Origin of the sequence: Vibrio sp. Vb2960 (genome assembly GCF_033337665.1) — a bacterium.
In the GTDB taxonomy this organism is placed as follows: Bacteria; Pseudomonadota; Gammaproteobacteria; order Enterobacterales; family Vibrionaceae; genus Vibrio; species Vibrio alginolyticus.
Map to the genome: position 1 here is coordinate 218286 of NZ_JAWORD010000003.1, position 22374 is coordinate 240659.

Here is a 22374-nt window from a genome sequence, read left to right on the forward strand (position 1 = left end):
TCACCTCTCATCGAATGCGTCTTCGATAGCCGACATAACCGGCTTCGCTGCGTATTCGATCACCCGGCGTGAACCTGTTTTCACGTCTGCGGTAAACTCCATATAAGGGGACAGCTTGTATTGTGTGCCTCCGCGCTCTAGATAGTTTTGACTGATTTGGATTTCCGCGAGATAGAATTCTGCGTCTTCTTCTTCATAAGAAGAACGGCTGATCGATGCAATTCGACCTTCCAAAAATCCGTATTTGGCAAAGTTGTAGGTATCCATCTTCACTTTGACCGCTTGTCCGATTTCTACAAAACCCATGTCTTTACGCGGGATCTTCGCCTCTCCGTGAAGGGCGTTATTGATCGGTGCAATGTCCGCGATGCTTTCACCTGGCGGTATCACAGCGGAGCGGAAGTTGAAGTGCACTTTATCTACTACACCGTCAATAGGGGCGTAAACCACGAGGCGATCCACTTTATCTGAGTGTTGAGGACGTAATATACGTTTCAACTTTAAGTCCTTGTTTGCTTGAATGATTTGTGCTTGATACTCGGCATTACGATTCTCCACCAAGTCTCGGTACTGCTTCTCTAGTTTGTCGAGTTGGAAGCGCTCATTCATGACCGACTCATCAAGGTTTTCTATCTCACGCACCATGTTTGACTCTTGAACCTGCATATTCAGAACATCGACGTAAGACGCCATTTCCTCTTTGTACAAGGTGTTCTTAATATTGAGCTGCTTGCGTATCAAGGAGAGCTGGTTCTCGGAGCTTTTACGGCGCTTGAGCATTGAATCAATAAGCGAATTCTTATGTTGGATATCGTGAGTGATCAACTCTTCATTGGAACGGTTTTTAGAAAATTCTTGCTGCCAGGTATTCATGTTGACTTGCACTAATTCTGGGTAGTTTTCGATGTAGGCAGAAAAATCGGGTTCCACCATATCGCGCAGGCTTTCGTAACGAATCTTGTCTAGCTCTAGCTGAATGATCTCTGTGTTTACCGTATCGAGTTGAGTGTTTCTATCCAGAGAGCGAAGGCGTGCAATAGGCTGACCTTCGTAAACTACTTCGCCTTTGCGCACTAGCATTTCTTCTAGAATACCGCCTTCAAGGTGTTGCACTTTTTCGATGTCAGATTCGAGCAATAGCTCACCGCGCACCGACACCACAATGTCGATACGAGCCTGAGATGCCACGGCGATAGCCACCATGGAAAGCAAAAAGATAACCAGCAAGGTTTTGTGTACGCTGGTCATTGCACTGGCTAGCACGATTGTATCGTCTGTTGTTACCTTCGAAGCTTCGTTGTTCGAAACGAGCGCCTTTTTGAGGTGATGTTCTATTTGCTTATTACTCATGAGCCACCCCTACGATTCACTACCTGTGCGGCTATCGATTGAATTTTCGATTTTTAACAGCTGGCTAATTTGTTTGTTTACGTTGTTAAGCTCGGTTTTAACGTCCTCGATCAATTCATTAGGAGCAGGGAAATGGTGTTTGTTTAAGTGTTCAAGCTTTGCCAATTTTGGTGGTAAGTCGTCATCACATAACAAGACGAGAATGGTCTTTAGTCTTTTTGAATAACATCTGAGTGCTTCAAAACGGTTTTGTTTATGCAGCATCTCAATATCAATCCCTGCGTCACTGAAATCTTGGTAAAAATCGCCTAATAGCAATTGCAGCCCTTTATGGCTGTTGTCGACTGAGCGCAACAGATTTGTCATATTTATCATTATCCCACCGCACTAATTGCTTTAATGACAACAAGTAAGGATCTTTATACTGGGTTTTCAAATTTTTTTGTTTTTATAGAACTCGAAAGGTATGAAAAAAGTTGTATAAAAAAGTTGGTTTCTAAAAATGGTGTCCTTTACTGCCTCTAAATACGATCAGTTAGCTAAAAGCAACGGAGGCTGTAATGGCAGGCGACACTAATCAAGAAAAAGACAATGAAAAGCTTAACGATGCGGTAGAGCAAACAGAAACGAAGGATACGGGGACAAAAGAAGAAAAACAGCAGTCGACCGTCTCTTCGACTGTAGCGACCGGTGCTGAAAGTGCAGATGCTGTTGATGAAGCCAATCGTGCGATGGAAGAAAATCCTAGTGGCGCGGGTACGGAAGAAGAAGCAGTGAGCTCGGGTGGCGCAGTTCAAGAAGAGGATACTGAAAGTAGCAGCGACTCTGACGCTGCACAATCCAATGTTGTTGATAGTGTAGCTTCTAGCGGAGAATCAGGTGACGAGGCTCTGGGCAGCGGTGGTTCGGATTCTGGGGCGGGTGCCCAAGCGGTCGGTGGTGGTGATGCCTCTGGCTCTGAAGGTGGTTCGGACGCAGAAGGCAATGAAGCGCAAGGACAAGCGGTACAAACTTCATCTGCGCCAAGTGCTTCTTCAGACTCTGAAGGTTCTCAAGGTGGTGACGAGCTAGATTCAGAAACCACTGAAGAGAGCTTCGCGGTGGATGTACAAGACACCAGCGAAGAAACCACGACGCAAGTAGAAGACGATTTCGACTCCGAAACTACGAGCGAGACGTTCCAAATTAAAGTCGAAGGTGAAAATGACGCGCCAGAAGTAGGGCAAGATCTGGCATACATCATGGATGAAGATGGCACTATTACCTTCACTCAAGAACAACTTCTCGGGTACGCGAGTGATGTTGATGGCGATGATCTTGCCGCATTCAACGTGCAAGTGGGTGCTAATGCATCGGTTGTGGATAATGGTGATGGCACTTATACCGTCACACCTGATACTGATTTTAATGGTGAACTCGGCTTAACGTTTGATATCAGTGATGGTCAAGAAACCATTTCTAGCTCGATTGATTTAACTGTTCGTCCAATCAATGACGCACCAGTGCCGGAAGATAAAACCTTTGAGGTGGAAGAAGACGGCACGCTGATCTTCACCGATGCTGACCTGCTTGCTGGTGCAACGGATATTGAAGGCGATAACCTAACAGTTGAGGGCGTAAGCTACGACGGTGGCGACGGCATCCTGACCGACAACGGTAATGGGACTTACACTTTTGCGCCAAATGAAAACTTCAATGGCGATGTGAACTTTAGCTTTGATGTGTCCGACGGCACGGATACGGTTTCTGCCAACATTGATGTAAGCGTTACGCCAGTCGACGATGCACCAGTATCTGGCAATCTTGCATACTCGGTGGATGAAGATGGCTCGATTCGTTTGAGCCAAGAGCAGTTGTTGTCGCAAGCTTCCGATGTGGAAGGCGATGCACTGACGGCATCTAATCTTTCGGTAGATGGCAACGCGACGGTGACTCAAAACGACGATGGTAGCTTCACTATCACGCCGGACGCAGATTTCAACGGTGATATCGACATCAGCTTCGATATTTCCGATGGCACGAACACCGTTCAAGCAACCGCTGATCTAACCGTTAACCCAATAAACGATTTGCCGGTTCCTCAAGACCAGCAGTTCAGCGTGGAAGAAGATGGCACGCTGATCTTTACGGACGCAGACCTGCTTACTGGCGCAACGGATATTGAAGGCGATAACCTAACCGTTGAAGGTGTGAGCTACGACGGTAGCGATGGCATCCTGACCGACAACGGCAATGGGACTTACACTTTTGCGCCAAATGAAAATTTCAATGGTGATGTGAACTTCAGCTTTGATGTATCCGATGGCACAGATACGGTTTCTGCCAACATTGATGTAAGCGTCACACCAGTCGATGATGCGCCAGTGTCTGGCAATCTTGCTTACTCGGTGGACGAAGATGGCTCGATTCGTTTAAGCCAAGAGCAGTTGTTGTCGCAAGCTTCTGACGTGGAAGGCGATGCACTGACGGCTTCTAACCTTTCGGTAGATGGCAATGCGACGGTGACTCAAAACGACGATGGCAGCTTCACTATCACGCCAGATGCAGATTTCAATGGTGATATCGACATCAGCTTCGATATTTCCGATGGCACGAACACCGTTCAAGCAACCGCTGATCTAACCGTTAATCCAATCAACGATCTGCCGGTTCCTCAAGACCAACAATTCAGTGTGGAAGAGGACGGCACGCTGCAATTTACTGATGCGGATCTGCTTGCTGGTGCGACCGACATTGAAGGCGATGACCTTTCTGTAACGGGAATCAGCTATGAAGGCACCGATGGCGTTCTAACTGACAATGGCGATGGCACGTATAGCTTTGCGCCAAATGAGAACTTCAATGGCGATGTAAACTTCAGTTTCGACGTATCTGATGGCACAGATACGGTTTCAGCGAATGTAGATGTGAGCGTCACGCCGGTGAATGATCCTCCGGTGGCAGGCTCAACGTCTTACACGGTTCACGAAGACAACTCTATTACCATTTCTGACGCGCAGCTGTTGGCAAACTCTTCGGATTTAGAAGGGGATGTCTCGATAGATAGCGTGAGCTACTCTGGCAGCGATGGTGTGTTGCAAATCAATGGTGACGGTACGTACAACTTCTCTCCAAATGAAAACTTTAATGGTGAAGTGACGCTTGATGTTGTCGTCGCTGATGAAGAAGGCGCAACGGATGCCACCACTGCTGGCATTACGGTGCTGGAAGTGAACGATCCACCAGTCGCAGGACCAACTTCTTACACCATTGATGAAGATTCAGTTCTGACCTTCAGTGAATCGCAAGTGCTGCTGAATGCCTCTGATGTGGAAGGCGATGTAGAGCTTGTTGGCATTAGTTACGATGGTCCGGATGGCATTTTCACCGTTAACGATGATGGCACGTGCAGCTTCGCGCCAAACGAGAACTTTAACGGGCAAGTTCAACTTGATGTGACCATTCGAGATGAAGATGGAGCAGAAGTTGATACCGTCATTAATGTGAATGTATTGCCAATCAATGATGCGCCAGTATCGGGTGGTTTGGCTTACAGCGTTAATGAAGACGGTGCGATTACACTCAGCCAAGAACAGCTTCTTTCTCAAGCGTCTGATATTGAGGGAGATGGTCTGACTGCTAGCGATTTGACTGTAGATGGAAACGCAACCGTCACAGCGAACGACGATGGCAGCTTCACGATTACGCCAGATGCGGACTTTAATGGTGACATTGATATCCAATTCAACATTACGGACGGCACAGACACTATCCAAGCAACGGCGGATCTAACGGTTAATCCGGTTAACGATCTTCCTGTTCCTCAAGACCAGCAGTTTAGTGTTGAAGAAGACGGCACGCTTCAGTTTACTGACGCAGACTTGCTTGCTGGCGCGACCGACATCGATGGCGATAACTTAACGGTTGATGGCATTAGCTACACAGGCAGCGATGGTGTGCTGACTGACCACGGTGATGGTACTTACACCTTTGCACCAAACGAAAACTTCAACGGTGATGTCAGCTTTAGCTTTGGTATTTCTGACGGCACTGAGACCGTACCAGCAAATGTGGACGTGAGCGTCACTCCAGTCAACGATCCTCCGGTTGCGGGTGCAACGTCTTACATGGTTGATGAAGACAACGCGATTACCATTTCCGACGAGCAGCTTCTGGCTAACTCTTCGGATGTGGAAGGCGCAGTGTCCATCGATAGCGTGACCTATTCAGGCACCGATGGCGTATTCCAAGACAACGGTGACGGCACTTACACCTTCATGCCGAATGAGAACTTCAGCGGTGATATCAGCCTTGATGTGATTGTGGCGGATGAGCAAGGTGCGATTGACGAAACGACTGCAGGCATTACCGTCATTGAAGTGAATGATCCTCCAGTTGCCGGTCCAACGTCTTACACGATTGATGAAGATTCAGTACTGACATTCAGTGAGTCACAAATTCTTGCCAACGCATCTGATATTGAGGGCGATGTAGAGCTTGTTGGCATCAGCTATGAAGGCTCGGATGGTATCTTTACCGTCAATGGTGATGGTACTTGCAGCTTTGCACCAAACGAGAACTTCAATGGTCAAGTTCAGTTGGATGTGACCATTCAAGATGAAAATGGGGCAACCGTTGATACGCACATCAATGTCGACGTATTGCCAATCAACGATCCACCAGTATCGGGTGATTTGGCTTACACCATCAACGAAGACAGCTCAATCACGCTAAGCCAAGAGCAGCTGCTTGCCAAAGCGGGCGATATTGATAGCGAGAACCTTGAAGCCATCAATCTATCGACAGATGACAACGCGACGATTCAATACAACGATGATGGCAGCTACACCATCACACCGGATGAAAACTACAACGGTGACCTAGATCTGACCTTCGATCTCATTGATAACGATGGCGGCTCGGTACAAGTTGGTCTGGATATTACGGTTAATCCTGTGAATGACTTGCCACAAGCGCAAGATCAACAGTTCACGGTAGAAGAAGACGGCACCTTGCTTTTCACGGATGCAGACCTATTGGAAGGCGCATCGGATATTGACGGCGATGATCTGTCTATCGAAAATGTTCTCTACACAGGTGCGGACGGCGTGCTTACCGATAATGGTGATGGCACTTACAGCTTCGCGCCGAATGAGAACTTCAACGGTGATGTTCAGTTCACATTCGATGTGTCTGACGGCACAGGTTCAACACCTGCATTCATTGATGTCAGCGTGACTCCAGTGAACGATCCGCCGGTGGCAGGTTCTACGTCTTACACGGTTCAAGAAGACGGTCAAATCACCATTAGTGACGAGCAGTTGTTAGCCAACTCTTCTGATGTGGAAGGCGATGTAGCCTTGGCGAATGTTAGCTACTCTGGTAACGACGGTAGCTTCGTGGACAACGGCGATGGCACATATACCTTTACGCCAAATGAGAACTTTGACGGTAATATTTCGCTCGACGTTACGGTCATCGACCAAGATGGTGCAACGGATACGACAACCGCAGGCATCGATGTTATCGCGGTGAACGACGCACCTGAAACATCAGGCATTCAAGCTGAAGTGGATGAAGATAACGCCATCACCATCACGCAAGAACAATTGCTTGCGAATGCGACAGACATTGAAGGTGATGACCTTGTTGCCAGCAATCTACAAACCAATGACCCAGATGCGACGATCGTAGCCAACGATGATGGTTCATTCACGATTACGCATACGGAAAACTTCAATGGTGAGTTGGACTTCACTTACAACATCAGCGATGGCGAAAATGATGTTCTGACCACGTTGGATCTGACCGTTAATCCTGTCAACGATGCGCCAGAAGCGGGCGACGAGATCTTTATTCAAGCAGAAGAAGACCAAACAGTGGGTGTTTCTCTGCGTGAAGAGCCTGCGTTACGTCTCGACCAAGCCCCTGAAAACGGCATCATTGAAGCAAATCTAAATGACGAATGGGTACAGCTAGAAGTCGGGCAGGAGGTTCCTGCAGACACGGAAGTGCGCTTCATTCCAAATGATGATGCATTGGCGAACGGTACGCATACGAGTCAAATTGGTACCTTTGACGACAACGCTAGCCTCGATGATTGGGGTACTGCTGTTGACCCTTACACACGTGAGTTTGTTGATGGCGATTTGAAAGTTACTGTTCAAAGTAATGATGACCCACTCGGTGCGTGGAATGGTAAAACACACATCGGTCACGGTATTGGTGATACTGACCGTCAAGGCTTGAGTGGTGATGAAAAACTGACTGTGACCGTTGAAGGTCAAGACATCAACGAAATCAGCTTCCACCTAGATGGTCTAGGCGGCTGGTTTATGGAAGAGTCTCGCCACTTTACCGAAGTCGAAATTCGCGCATTCAACTCTGATGGTGACTTGATCGACTCGATGACTTACCACAAAGAAGATCGTGGTAGCTATGAGACGGATTACACCCTAACGGTGAACGAGCCGGTATCTTACTTTGAGCTAGGTACGATTCAAGGTAACGGTACTTACGTGGTTCAAAACATGACGGTATCGCAAACTTGTCATGATGAAGCGGTGTTCACATCTATTGGCGTGGACGGCACGGAAATTACGGAAACGGTAGAGCTGAATATCCGTGAAGGTGACAGTGAAATCGAACTGACCGCTGATCTACCAAATGTGACCATCGATACCGAAGGTTCTACGCAGTTTGCCTCTGTGGTAATCACAGAAGAGCAGCTTCTTGCACAAGCGAGTGATATCGATAGTGACGTTCTTGATATTCAAAACCTAGAGCTGGTGGGGGATAACGCGGAGCACGCTACGTTAACCGACAACGGCGATGGTACGTGGACAGTCACACCAGATGAGAACTTCTACGGTGAGATTGAGCTTGGCTACCAAGTTACGGATGGTGAACTCACTGACGACAACATCATCAACATCAACTTCGAAGCAGTAAACGATGCGCCAATCGTTTCTGGTCCGATTGTATTGTCGACTGATGAGGATGTGGGCATTACGTTTAGCGCGGACGACCTGCTTGCGAATGCAAGTGATGTAGAAGGCGATGCGCTGTCTATCTCTGATATCTCTTACAGCGGTGATAACGGTGAGCTTGTCGACAATGGCGACGGCACTTACACCTTTATGCCGAATGAAAACTTCAATGGTGAAGTCGACATTGACTACAAAGTCTTCGATGGCACCGATGAAGTCGATACCCATCTAGATCTGACCGTTATTCCTGTCAACGATGTGCCAGTTCCTGGTGCACCGCTGCATACTCAAATGCTAGAAAACGGCACCATCATCATCGAAGCAAAAGACCTGTTATCAGGTGCGACTGATGTGGATGGCGACATTCTGCATATCGAGAATCTGCTGCTTGTTGACCAGTCACAAGGTACGTTGACAGATAACGGCGACAACACCTTTACCTTCGAGCCAACTTCGAACTTCTACGGTGAAGTGAACTTGACCTTCGACATCAGCGATGGTCAAGCAAGTGCCCCAAGCACTGCGAAGATCGATGTTGAGATCGTCAACGAAGGTCCAGAGGTCAGCGGCCCGGTTGATGCGGTCGTCGATGAAGATGGCTCAATTACCATCACTCAAGAAGACTTGTTAGCGAACGCGACGGACGTGGATGGTGACAACCTTGAAGCGGTGAACCTGTCGACCAACGATCCTAATGCAACCATCGTTGAGAACGCTGATGGTAGCTTCACGATTACACCGAGCGAAAACTTCTTTGGTGAAATCGAATTTACTTATGACGTAACTGACGCGATCGAAACCGTCGCCGCGGATCTAAACCTCACCGTTAACCCAGTGAACGACCTGCCAGATGTGCCTGATTTGTCCTTCACCACAGAAGACGGCGAAGCTATCACGATTACTGAAGCAGAGTTGCTGGCTCAAGCAACGGACATCGAAGGCGATGACTTATCTGTTGTGAACGTGACGAGCTTAAGCGACACGGTTCAAGTGACAGACAATGGCGATGGCACTTACACGTTAACGCCAGAGCAGGGCTTCTTTGGTAATGTTGACCTCACGTTTGATGTGAGTGATGGCACCGATGTGGTGGCGGCAAACATCGACTTGAAAGTTGAGTTCGTCAACGACGCACCAGAAGCAGCACCAATCGTGGCAGACGTGGACGAGGATGGATCTATCCTCGTGACACAAGAAATGCTACTTGAAAACGCCAGCGATCAAGATGGTGATGACCTATACGCAACGGCGCTAGAAACCAATGATCCGAATGCCTCTATCGTGGATAACGGCGACGGCACCTTTACCGTTACGCCTTCACAGCACTTCAATGGAGACATAGAGTTTACTTATGAAGTAAGCGACGGCGAATTGAGTGTTGCCAATGAAATGACATTGACGGTGAACCCAGTCAATGACATTCCAATTGTTGCGCCTGGCATGTACCACATTGAAGAGGATGGCAGCATCCTGTTCACGCAAGAAGATCTTCTAAGTGGCGCGATTGATATTGACGGTGATGACCTCACCGTTACCAGCATTAACTACTCGGGTGATGAAGGTACTGTAACGGACAACGGTGACGGTACATTTAGCTTCGTACCAGAAGAGCACTTCAGTGGTGACTTGCAGTTCAGCTTTACGGTTTCTGACGGCACTGATGAAGTTGAGCAAGACATTAATGTCCATATCGAAGCCGTGGCAGATGCGCCAGACCTAGTCATCACTGATGGCGATGGTCGAAACGTGGATGATCAAGCAATCTTGGTTGAGCCAGGCGGTATTGTTGAAGTGAACATCGCCGCTGCATTGGTTGACCAAGACTTGTCAGAAACGCTGACTGTGACCGTGGATGGTGTCCCAGAAGGTTCGGTGATCAGCTACGACAACGAAGGGGTACTTAACGATCAAGACAACGGTATCACCAGTTTTAACGATACTGAAATCACGGTTACCTTTGAAGGTGAAACCGCGGGTTACCAAAACGCAGCTGGCTATTACAAAGTTGATGAAGACGGCAATATCACGGGCGTTGAAGTGGTGTACGAAAACGCCTCTCAAGTTGGCGGAGGCGGTGACCTCATTCCGGGACAAGATCAGTTCAGCTTCCAAATCTCGGAAGGGGAAAGCTTCAACCTATTCTTGATTCCTAACGGTCATAACTTCAATGACTTTGCGTCCATGCAAGATGGTCAGTATGAGTTCCGTGCGGCAGATGGCTCTCCTGCGAACATGGATACGGTCGACCCACAACTCGTGTTTGTGGGTGCTGATGGTTCTGAAACCGTGATTCAAAGCCAATTTGGTGATGCAGTCTTCCATGGCGGCACAAGCTCAGAGCTCAACCAAGATGGCATTGAACATACTCGAACTACTGTGAACGAAGACGGTGAACTGGTTTACGGCTTTGAAGATCTCTACGGTGGCGGCGATGCCGATTATAGTGACTTCAACTTCACCATTGATGTAGGTGAAGTGAACAGCCAGATCTACAGCGGTGAAGTAACAGTCGGTCCAGATGGTTCTGTAACGCTTCCAACCACAGCAATTGAACAAGAGCTACAGATTCAATTGCCAGAAGACTTTAACCAACAGCTAGAAATCAATGTAACGGCAACGGCGACAGAGCTATCAAATAATGATTCTGAAACCGTTTCTCAAACCATCTACGTCAATGCAACGGGTGCTCACATTGAACATACGCCTGAAGCATTGCCTGTTTCTGCTGTGGTTGAAGAAGATGGTTCAATCCTAATCACGCAAGAAGATTTGCTCGCTAATGCGCGTGACTTGGATGGAGACCAACTGACAGCACTGAACTTGGCAACGGATGATGACAACATCACCATCACAGACAATGGTGACGGTACTTACACCTTAACGCCAGATGCGGACTTTAATGGTGACATCACCTTTACGTTCGATGTGTCTGACGGCGATGATGTTGTCTCAACCAACCTTGAGTTATTGGTGTCACCAGTTAACGATGCGCCTGAACCACAAGATCAAGCGTTCACCATTGGTGAAGATGGTGTGCTGACCTTTACTGATGCGGATCTCCTAACAGGCGCTACCGATATTGAAGGGGATGACTTATCTGTTGAGGGCGTCACTTACACAGGCGCAGACGGTGTTCTTACTGACAATGGCGATGGCACATATAGCTTCGCACCGAATGAGAACTTCAATGGCGACGTGAACTTCACTTTCGATGTTTCCGATGGCACGGATACCGTGACTGCGAATATCGATGTGACAGTCACACCAGAGAACGATCCTCCGGTGGCAGGCAGCACGGCTTACACCGTTCGTGAAGACAATTCGATTACCATTAGTAACGAACAGCTGTTGGCTAACTCGTCTGATATAGAAGGCGAAGTGGCGATTGATAGCGTGAGCTACAGCGGCACAGATGGTGTGTTCCAAGACAATGGTGACGGTACGTACACCTTCTCACCAAACGAGAACTTCAGTGGCGAGGTGAGCCTAGATGTTGTCGTTGTCGATGAAGACGGTGCGACGGATTCAACTACCGCAGGTATTACAGTACTTGAGGTGAACGATCCACCAATCGCAGGCGCGACCAGCTACTCAGTGAACGAAGACGAAGTCATCACCATTAGCTCTGAGCAGCTATTGGCGAACGCTTCTGATGTTGAAGGTGAAGTTGCGATTGATAGCGTCAGCTACAGTGGCTCCGACGGTATCTTTACTGATAACGGCGATGGCACATTCAGCTTCGCACCAAACGAAAACTTCAACGGTGATGTCAGCCTTGATGTGGTCGTGACCGATGAAGATGGTGCAACGGTAGCAACCAATGCAAACATTGATGTATTGCCAATCAACGATGCGCCAGTATCGGGCAACTTGGCTTACAGTGTCGATGAAGACAATTCAATTACGCTTAGCCAAGAGCAGCTTCTTGCTCAAGCATCGGATGTAGAAGGCGACGCGCTAACCGCATCTAATCTAGTGGTTGACGGTGATGCAACGGTTACGGCAAACGACGATGGTAGCTTCACTATCACGCCAGATGCGAATTTCAATGGCGACATTGATATCACGTTCGATATCAACGATGGCAGCGATACTATCGTTGCAACGGCGGACCTAACGGTTAACCCAGTTAATGACTTGCCGCAGCCAGAAGATCAAGCGTTCACTATTGGTGAAGATGGTGTGTTGACCTTCGCTGACCAAGATCTGCTTGATGGCGCAACGGATATTGATGGCGATGATCTATCGGTAGAGGGCGTCACTTACACAGGCGCAGATGGTGTCCTAACTGACAATGGCGATGGCACTTACAGCTTCGCGCCAAACGAGAACTTCAATGGTGACGTGAATTTTACCTTCGATGTTTCTGACGGCACGGATACCGTGACCGCGAATATCGATGTGACAGTCACACCAGAGAACGATCCACCGGTTGCAGGCAGCACGGCTTACACCGTTCATGAAGACAATTCGATTACCATTAGTAACGAACAGCTGTTGGCTAACTCGTCTGATATAGAAGGCGAAGTGGCGATTGATAGCGTGAGCTACAGCGGTAACGATGGCGTGCTGGAAATCAACGGTGATGGTACGTACACCTTCTCACCAAACGAAAATTTCAGCGGCGAGGTGAGCCTAGATGTTGTCGTTGTCGATGAAGATGGTGCAACGGACTCGACCACTGCAGGCATTACTGTGATTGAGGTAAATGACCCACCAATCGCAGGTCCTACCGCATACACTATCGATGAAGACCAAGTTCTAACCTTCAGTGAATCTCAAGTGCTACTGAATGCTTCGGATGTTGAAGGAGATGTTGAGCTAGTAGGCATCAGCTACGACGGTCCAGATGGTATCTTCTCAGTAAACGGCGATGGTACTTGTAGCTTTGCACCGAATGAAAACTTCAATGGTCAAGTGCAGTTGGATGTGACCATTCGTGATGAAGACGGCGCAGAGGTCGATACTTACATCACAGTCGATGTCTTACCAATCAATGACGCACCTGTATCGGGTAACTTGGCGTACAGCGTCGACGAAGACAACTCAATCACGTTGAGCCAAGAGCAGCTACTTGCTCAAGCATCGGATGTAGAAGGTGACGCATTAACCGCATCTAATCTAGTGGTTGATGGCGATGCAACGGTTACGGCAAACGACGATGGTAGCTTCACTATCACGCCAGATGCGAACTTTAATGGCGACATTGATATCACGTTCGATATCAACGACGGCAGCGATACTATTGTTGCAACGGCGGACCTAACCGTTAACCCAGTTAATGACTTGCCGCAGCCGGAAGATCAAGCGTTCGCCATTGGTGAAGATGGCGTGTTGACCTTCACTGACCAAGATCTGCTTGATGGCGCAACGGACATCGATGGCGATGACCTATCGGTAGAGGGCGTCACTTACACTGGCGCGGACGGTGTCCTAACTGACAATGGCGATGGCACATACAGCTTCGCTCCAAACGAAAACTTCAATGGAGAGGTGAACTTTACCTTCGATGTTTCTGATGGCACGGATACCGTGACCGCAAACATCGACGTAAGCGTGACGCCAGAGAACGATCCACCGGTAGCAGGCAGCACGTCTTACACGGTGCATGAAGACAATTCGATCACCATCAGTAACGAGCAGTTATTAGCTAACTCATCTGACGTCGAAGGCGAAGTCGCGATTGATAGTGTCAGCTACAGCGGCGCAGATGGCGTGTTCCAAGACAATGGTGACGGCACTTACACCTTCTCGCCAAACGAGAACTTCAATGGTGAAGTGAGCCTTGACGTTGTGGTTGTCGATGAAGACGGTGCGACGGATTCAACCACCGCAGGTATTACGGTACTTGAGGTGAACGATCCACCAATCGCAGGCGCGACCAGCTACTCAGTTAATGAAGACGAAGTCATCACCATTAGCTCTGAGCAGCTATTGGCGAATGCTTCTGACGTTGAAGGTGACGTCGCGATTGATAGCGTAAGCTACAGCGGCTCCGACGGTATCTTTACCGATAACGGTGACGGTACATTCAGCTTCGCACCAAACGCCAACTTTGATGGCGATGTGAGCCTAGATGTTGTGGTTGTTGATGAAGACGGTGCAACTGCGGCAACTAACGCAAACATCGATGTATTGCCAATCAACGATGCGCCAGTATCGGGCAACTTGGCTTACAGTGTCGATGAAGACAATTCAATTACGCTAAGCCAAGAGCAGCTTCTTGCTCAAGCATCGGATGTAGAAGGCGACGCGCTAACCGCGACTAACCTAGTGGTTGACGGTGATGCAACGGTTACGGCAAATGATGATGGCAGCTTTACCATTACGCCTGATGCGAACTTCAATGGTGACATTGATATCACGTTCGACATCAACGATGGCACCGACACTATTGTTGCAACGGCTGACCTAACGGTTAACCCAGTTAATGACCTACCACAGCCAGAAGATCAAGCGTTCACCATTGGTGAAGATGGCGTCTTGCTGTTCACTGATGAAGATCTGCTTGATGGTGCAACGGATATCGATGGCGATAATCTTTCGGTAGAAGGTGTGAGCTACACTGGTGCAGATGGTGTCCTAACCGACAATGGTGATGGCACTTACAGCTTCGCGCCAAACGAGAACTTCAATGGCGACGTGAACTTTACCTTCGATGTTTCTGACGGCACGGATACCGTGACCGCAAATATCGACGTAAGCGTGACGCCAGAGAACGATCCACCAGTGGCAGGCAGCACGTCTTACACGGTGCATGAAGACAACTCAATCACCATCAGCGATGAGCAATTACTAGCGAACTCATCGGATATTGAAGGCGATGTTTCGGTTGATAGCGTGAGCTACAGTGGCGCAGATGGCGTGTTCCAAGACAATGGTGACGGCACTTACACCTTCTCGCCAAACGAGAACTTCAATGGTGAAGTCAGCCTAGATGTTGTTGTGGTAGACGAAGACGGTGCTACGGATTCAACCACGGCAGGTATCACGGTACTTGAGGTTAACGATCCACCAATTGCAGGCGCAACTAGCTACTCAGTCAACGAAGACGAAGTCATCACCATTAGCTCTGAGCAGCTATTGGCGAATGCTTCTGACGTTGAGGGTGACGTCGCGATTGATAGCGTAAGCTACAGCGGCTCCGACGGTATCTTTACTGACAACGGCGACGGTACATTCAGCTTCGCACCAAACGCTAACTTCAACGGTGACGTCAGTCTTGATGTTGTCGTTGTTGATGAAGACGGTGCAACTGCGTCAACCAATGCAAGCATCGATGTATTGCCAATCAATGATGCTCCAGTATCAGGTGATTTGGCTTACAGCGTGGATGAAGATGGTTCTATCACTCTCAGCCAAGAGCAGCTTCTTGCACAAGCAGGCGACGTAGATGGCGATGACCTAACCGCGGCGAACCTCACTGTTGACGGCAATGCGACCGTTGTTGCGAACGATGACGGCAGCTTCACAATCACACCGGATGCAGACTTCAATGGCGACATTGATCTGAGCTTCGACATTACGGACGGCGATGCAACCATTCAAGCGACTGCCGATCTGACTGTGAACCCAGTGAATGACTTGCCAACGGTTGGTCAGCCACAGTTCGTCACGCAAGAAGACACCAGCTTCACCTTTACCGAAGAGCAACTGCTGCAAAATGCAGGTGATATCGATGGTGATAACCTAACCGTAGAAAACGTTGCTTCTGACAGCGGTACTTTGGTTGATAACGGTGACGGCACGTACACCTTCGCACCGAATGAAAACTTCGATGGCAACGTGAACGTAACGTTTGATGTCAACGATGGCACCGCAACCGTACCAGCAGAAGCGAACATTGATGTTCAATCTGTTGTTGATATGCCAGAGCTTTCGATTGCTTCGGACTTGGTGATTGCGTCTGATAACTTCGAGTCTGGCTCGAACGGTTGGAACGCGAACACTGAAAGCTCTCAAGGCTTCGAAACGGGCGACATGCTGGGTCGTATTGGTGGCACTGGCGGTGATGAAGCGGTCAGCAAAACCTACGAGATCCCAAGTGATGTTAATGAAGTGAATATATCGTTTAGCTTCTACGAAATCGATTCTTGGGATGGCGAGTCGTTCCAAATCTTTGTGGGCGGTGAACAGCTAACCACCTTGGAAAACTCCGCGTTCCGTACTCAAGATGGTACGACAACGCTTTACGACTCAGATGGTAATGAAGTGGGTGAAGTGATCCACGGAGCCTCTCAACGTGAAGGCTTCAGTGGTTGGAATGACCAAGCTCACCAAATCAACCTAACGGTTCCTGTCGAGGATGGTGAATTGCAACTGGGCTTCGGCTCAACCTTGAATCAAGACGTTTGGGATGAATCGTTCGGTATCGACAACATCGAAATCACGGTAGCGGATGCGGATTACCAAATCATTGGTACCGAAGATACACCTGTGCCGCTTGATATCGATGCAGCATTGACCGATACCGATGGCTCAGAAAACCTCGCTATCTTGATTGAAGATGTGCCAGAAGGCAGCGCATTATCAGCGGGTGTTGATAATGGTGATGGTACTTGGTCACTACAACCAGGCGAGCTAGAAGGACTAGAGTTTATCCCTTCTGCGGACTTCAACGGCGATGTGACGCTAACCGTGAATGCAACCTCTACAGATGTTGATACCGGAACCACAGCGACAGCGACGCAAGATGTGACGATTCATATCTCGCCAACCAATGATGCACCAGAAGTGACGGGTGATATCACTGCGGTAACTGCCGAAGACAACAGCATTACGCTAACTCAAGAGCAGTTACTTGAGCATGCCGTTGATATCGATGGTGACGACCTAAGCGCAATCAACCTGAGCACCAATGATGAAAATGCAACGGTTGAAATGAACGAGGATGGCAGCTTCACCATTACTCCGAGCGAGAACTTCTACGGTGACATTGAGTTTAGTTACGATGTCACGGATGGCGAAGAAGTGGTTGCGGCTGGTCTCGACTTAACGGTAACGCCAGTCAATGACGCACCAGAGCCACAAGATCAAGCGTTCACTGTGGGTGAGGACGGTCTTCTTACCTTCACCGATGCTGACTTGTTAACAGGCGCGACGGATGTAGAAGGTGACAACCTAACAGTTGAAGGCGTGACTTACACAGGTGCAGACGGTGTTCTCACCGACAATGGTGACGGCACTTACAGCTTCGCACCGAATGAGAACTTCAATGGCGATGTGAACTTCACTTTCGATGTTTCCGATGGCGCGGATACCGTGACGGCAAATATCGATGTAACAGTTACGCCAGAGAACGATCCACCAGTTGCGGGCAGCACGTCTTACACAGTGCATGAAGACAACTCGATCACCATTAGTGATGAGCAACTACTGGCTAATTCGTCTGATATCGAGGGTGATGTTGCGATCAGCAGCGTGAGCTACAGCGGTAGCGACGGTGTGCTAGAAATTAATGGCGATGGTACTTACACCTTCTCACCAAACGAAAACTTTACAGGCGATGTTAGCCTTGATGTTGTAGTGGTTGACGAGGACGGCGCGACGGATTCAACTACCGCAGGTATTACAGTACTTGAGGTGAACGATCCACCAATCGCAGGCACAACCAGTTACACCATTGATGAAGATGAAGTCATCACCATCAGTGCAGAACAGTTGTTGGCAAACTCTTCCGATATTGAAGGTGAGGTAGCACTAGATAGCGTGAGCTACAGTGGCAGCGAAGGTATCTTTACCGACAATGGTGATGGTACGTTCAGCTTTGCACCAAATCAAAACTTCAATGGTGAAGTGAATCTTGATGTTGTAGTCGTGGACGAAGATGGTGCGACCGCTTCGACGACGGCAAACATTGATGTTCTGCCTATCAATGATGCTCCAGTATCGGGTGATTTGGCTTACAGTGTCGACGAAGACAACTCAATCACGCTAAGCCAAGAACAATTGTTGGCTCAAGCATCGGATGTAGAAGCTGATGCACTAACCGCTTCCAACCTAGTGGTTGATGGTGATGCGACGGTTACGGCTAATGACGATGGTAGCTTTACTATCACGCCTGACGCGAACTTCAATGGCGACATTGATATCACGTTCGATATCAACGATGGCAGCGATACTATCGTTGCAACGGCTGACCTAACGGTTAACCCAGTTAATGACTTACCGCAGCCAGAAGATCAAGCGTTCACCATTGGTGAAGATGGCGTGTTGACCTTTACTGATCAAGACCTGTTGGATGGTGCAACCGATATCGATGGCGATGACCTATCGGTAGAAGGTGTCACATACACTGGCGCGGACGGTGTTCTTACTGACAATGGCGATGGCACATACAGCTTCGCACCGAACGAAAACTTCAATGGCGACGTAAACTTTACCTTCGATGTTTCCGATGGCACAGATACCGTGACGGCGAATATCGATGTAAGCGTGACGCCTGAGAACGATCCACCGGTGGCAGGTAGCACGTCTTACACCGTACACGAAGACAACTCAATCACCATCAGCGATGAGCAATTACTAGCGAATTCGTCAGATATTGAAGGCGATGTTTCGGTTGATAGCGTGAGTTACAGTGGCAACGATGGCGTCTTCCAAGACAATGGCGATGGTACGTACACCTTCTCTCCAAACGAGAACTTCAATGGCGAGGTCAGCCTAGACGTTGTAGTTGTCGATGAAGAGGGTGCGACAGACTCAACCACTGCGGGTATTACCGTTCTTGAGGTGAACGATCCACCAATCGCAGGTGCGACAAGTTACTCTGTCAATGAAGACGAAGTCATTATCTTCACGGAAGAGCAACTGCTAGCGCAATCAAGCGATGTGGAAGGTGACGTGAGCCTAAAAAGCGTCTCTTACAGTGGTAGCGATGGCATTCTAACGGCGAATGACGATGGCACTTATAGCTTCGCGCCAAATGAAAACTTCAATGGTGGCGTAAGCCTAGACGTAGTAGTGGCTGATGAAGACGGTGCAACTGCGACAACCAACGCGAACATCGATGTATTGCCAGTCAACGATGCTCCGGTATCTGGCGACTTGGCTTACAGTGTCGATGAAGACGGTTCAATCACATTGAGTCAAGAGCAGTTACTGGCTCAAGCGGGTGACGTAGACAGCGATAATCTAGAAGCAGTGAACTTAACCGCGGTAGCCAATGCAACCGTTGTTGAGAACCAAGATGGTAGCTTTACGATTACGCCTGATGCGAACTTCAATGGCGATATCGACCTAAGCTTCGACTTGATTGATAACGATGGTGCGAGCGTGGAAGTGGGCGTCGACCTAACGGTGAACCCAATTAACGATGCGCCGCAATCAACGCCAGTGAATATTGCTGGCACCGAAGATACCACCATTCTTATCACGCAGGACATGTTGCTTGCTAATGCAACAGACATCGACAACACCTACGACGAACTGTCTGCTGTCGACCTAGTGATTGATGAGCAATACGGTGACTTGCTAGACAACAGTGATGGCACTTGGTCATTCACTCCGGCTGAGAACTTCAATGGTGATGTGCCAATGTCGTTCGGTGTCAGCGATGGTGATTTAGTGACGCCGGTTGAAGGCAATCTAAACATCGAAGCGGTTAACGATGCACCAGAAGCGCCAACCATCCAGATGCAAGGCGAAGAAGATGTGGTCATGGTGATTGACCCTGCTTACATCGCTGATCAAGTTACGGATCTTGATGGTGACGAAATCAGCGTAGAAAGCATCACGGTTCGTGCGCCTGCAAACGCGACATTAACCCAGCAACCAGATGGTATGTACCACTTGGTAACCACTCAAGACTTCAATGGTTTGGTGGAACTGGGCTACACCGCGACGGATGGTGAAGAAGTGGTTGAAGGCTCGTTGAATGTGGATGTCATTCCAGTCAACGATGCTCCATTCAATGTGGGTAATGCCTTTATGGCAACCGACGAGGATGGCGCATTCACCTTCGACGCTGGCGACCTGATGAACTTGTTCGGCGACATTGACACTGAAAACCTAGTCGTATCACGCATTATCACCGCAGAAGGTGAAGATGGTGGTGAGGTAACAGACAACGGTGACGGTACTTGGACGTTCACACCGACTGGCGATTTTGCAGGGGTTTCTGACTTGCAAGTTGTGGTAAGTGACGGTGAGTTTGAAACAGTACTTGATGTACCAGTGTTTGTTCGCCCTGTTGCGGATGGCGCGGTCATCACAACCGACCATGATGGTCCGTTAGTCTTCGGTGAGGACGAAACGGGTCACCTAGGCTTGAATGTTGGTCTGATCGACGATTCAGAAACACTGAGTAACCTAGTGATGACTGGTTTCCCTGTTGGCTTCGAAGTTACGGATGGTGTGAACACCATTACCATTACGGAACCGGGTCAATACATCGACTTGAACGAGTGGGATATTTCAGACCTGCAAATGACGCCTCCGGCTGACTTTAATGGCGAGTTCTTCGTAACCGTGACCGCAACAACGGTGGATTATGGTGACGAGCCAGAAGAGTTCGAAGATGGCATCGATTCAGGTGACTTCGAAACCCTAGCGGGTGAGCCCGTTATCCTAACCGCTGATGACCTAATCGGATTGGCAGAAAACGTAGACGCTGACGCGGGTGATGAAGTGAAATTTGTTCACCTAGCTGACCGCAGCCAAGGTGAGATTGTCGATAACGGTGATGGCACATGGACATTCAATCCAGCACCAGGCTTTACTGGTGAAGCGGATATCGCTTACGTGATTGATAAAGACGGTGTGCTTCATGATGAGCAAACGGGTGTGGTCGTGAAAGAAGACGCACCACAAGAGAATGCTTCTCCAGAAATCGACAGCATTTCTACCACAGAAATGGCAGCGGATGGCACCTTGTCGTTCACCAATGATGACATGCTGTCGACCTTGAGCGATGCAGAAGGCGACAGCTTGAGCATTGAGTCAGTGAGCCTAATGGAAGGTCAAGGTGTGATAGAGACCGATAACCAAGGTAACTACCAATTCACACCAGCAGAAGGCTACACCGGAGATGTTCAAGTTGGCTTCATTGCAACTGACGGTGAAAACCGCATTGAGAGCTTCTTTAATGTCGACATCCAAGGTGAAGGTGAAACCACTACCAGCGAAGGCTACGCACTGGCTGATGATGGTTCACTAACACTAACGGAAGCACAGTTGATTGATGAACTTGGCATTAGCCCTTCAGCAGAAGTGTTGGATGTCGCCGATGCAAACGATGCTGGTTTCTTTGCGAAATCAGGTGGTGAAGAGTGGACATACTGGCCGAACGATGACTTCGATGGCAATTTGGCTATGGATGTTCAGGTCAACGACAATGGTGAAGTATCGACTCAGAATCTGAGCATCCAAGTTGCGGACGATTCAGCGCAAAGCGACGAGCCACAAATCCAAACTGCTCAAGCATCAGCAGAGCAGCAAGTTGGCGAAGCGCAACAGCCTGAAGAGCAAGCAGCAAACGGTGCAGACAGTGAAGAGGAGAGCGCAGCTGATGTGACTGCAGCACCAGGCGATACCATTTCTATCTCGGTTCCAGATGAGGTCAGCGGTAACGAATCGGTGGATTATGCAGAAATGTCCGGTCTACCTGATGGCGCATCGGTAAGCAACGCACTGGATAATGGCGATGGCAGCTTCACATTAAGTGGCAACCTGAACCAACCAGTATCGGTTGACCTACCAGAAGGTTACGAAGGTACGAGCGAAATCCAATTCCAAGGTTACGACGAATTGGGCAGCGCAGTAGAAGGTGCGAGTGGCACAGTTGAAGTTGAAGTCGATGATCAATACACCATGCAAGGTTCTGCTCAAGATCAGCAACCAGATATGGCGGGTATGGAATCTGGCGGCAGCGACTGGACAAGTGCAGGAGGTCAAGATCAAGGTGTTGACTTCACGGATGACTCTGGCAGCTTCGACTCGGATACTCAAACAGGTACTGACCAAGGCAACGATTTCGATCAAAGCTCAATGTAACCAGTCCTAGACGAGGGCAGTGTCATTGCTTCCCGAACCAAAGCCATGCAGAGCCTACTTTGCA

The 22374-nt window shown here is 48.8% G+C and carries 3 protein-coding genes; 1 reads left to right on the forward strand and 2 read right to left on the reverse strand.

Translation table 11 applies throughout. The annotated features are described in order from the left end of the window. Complete coding sequence (locus R7O03_RS04325) at nucleotides 1–1350, reverse strand: HlyD family type I secretion periplasmic adaptor subunit (RefSeq protein WP_053307833.1); 1350 nt, start codon at nucleotides 1348–1350, stop codon at nucleotides 1–3. 9 nt (nucleotides 1351–1359) lie between these two features. Next, on the reverse strand, nucleotides 1360–1728 hold the full coding sequence (locus R7O03_RS04330; protein WP_031777210.1) for a hypothetical protein: 369 nt from the start codon (nucleotides 1726–1728) through the stop codon (nucleotides 1360–1362). A gap of 182 nt (nucleotides 1729–1910) precedes the next feature. On the opposite strand from R7O03_RS04330, the gene R7O03_RS04335 reads away from it, so the two are divergent. Further along, nucleotides 1911–22310, forward strand: a complete 20400-nt coding sequence (locus R7O03_RS04335; RefSeq protein ID WP_318131536.1) for a tandem-95 repeat protein — start codon at nucleotides 1911–1913, stop codon at nucleotides 22308–22310. The last annotated feature ends 64 nt before the right edge of the window (nucleotides 22311–22374 follow it).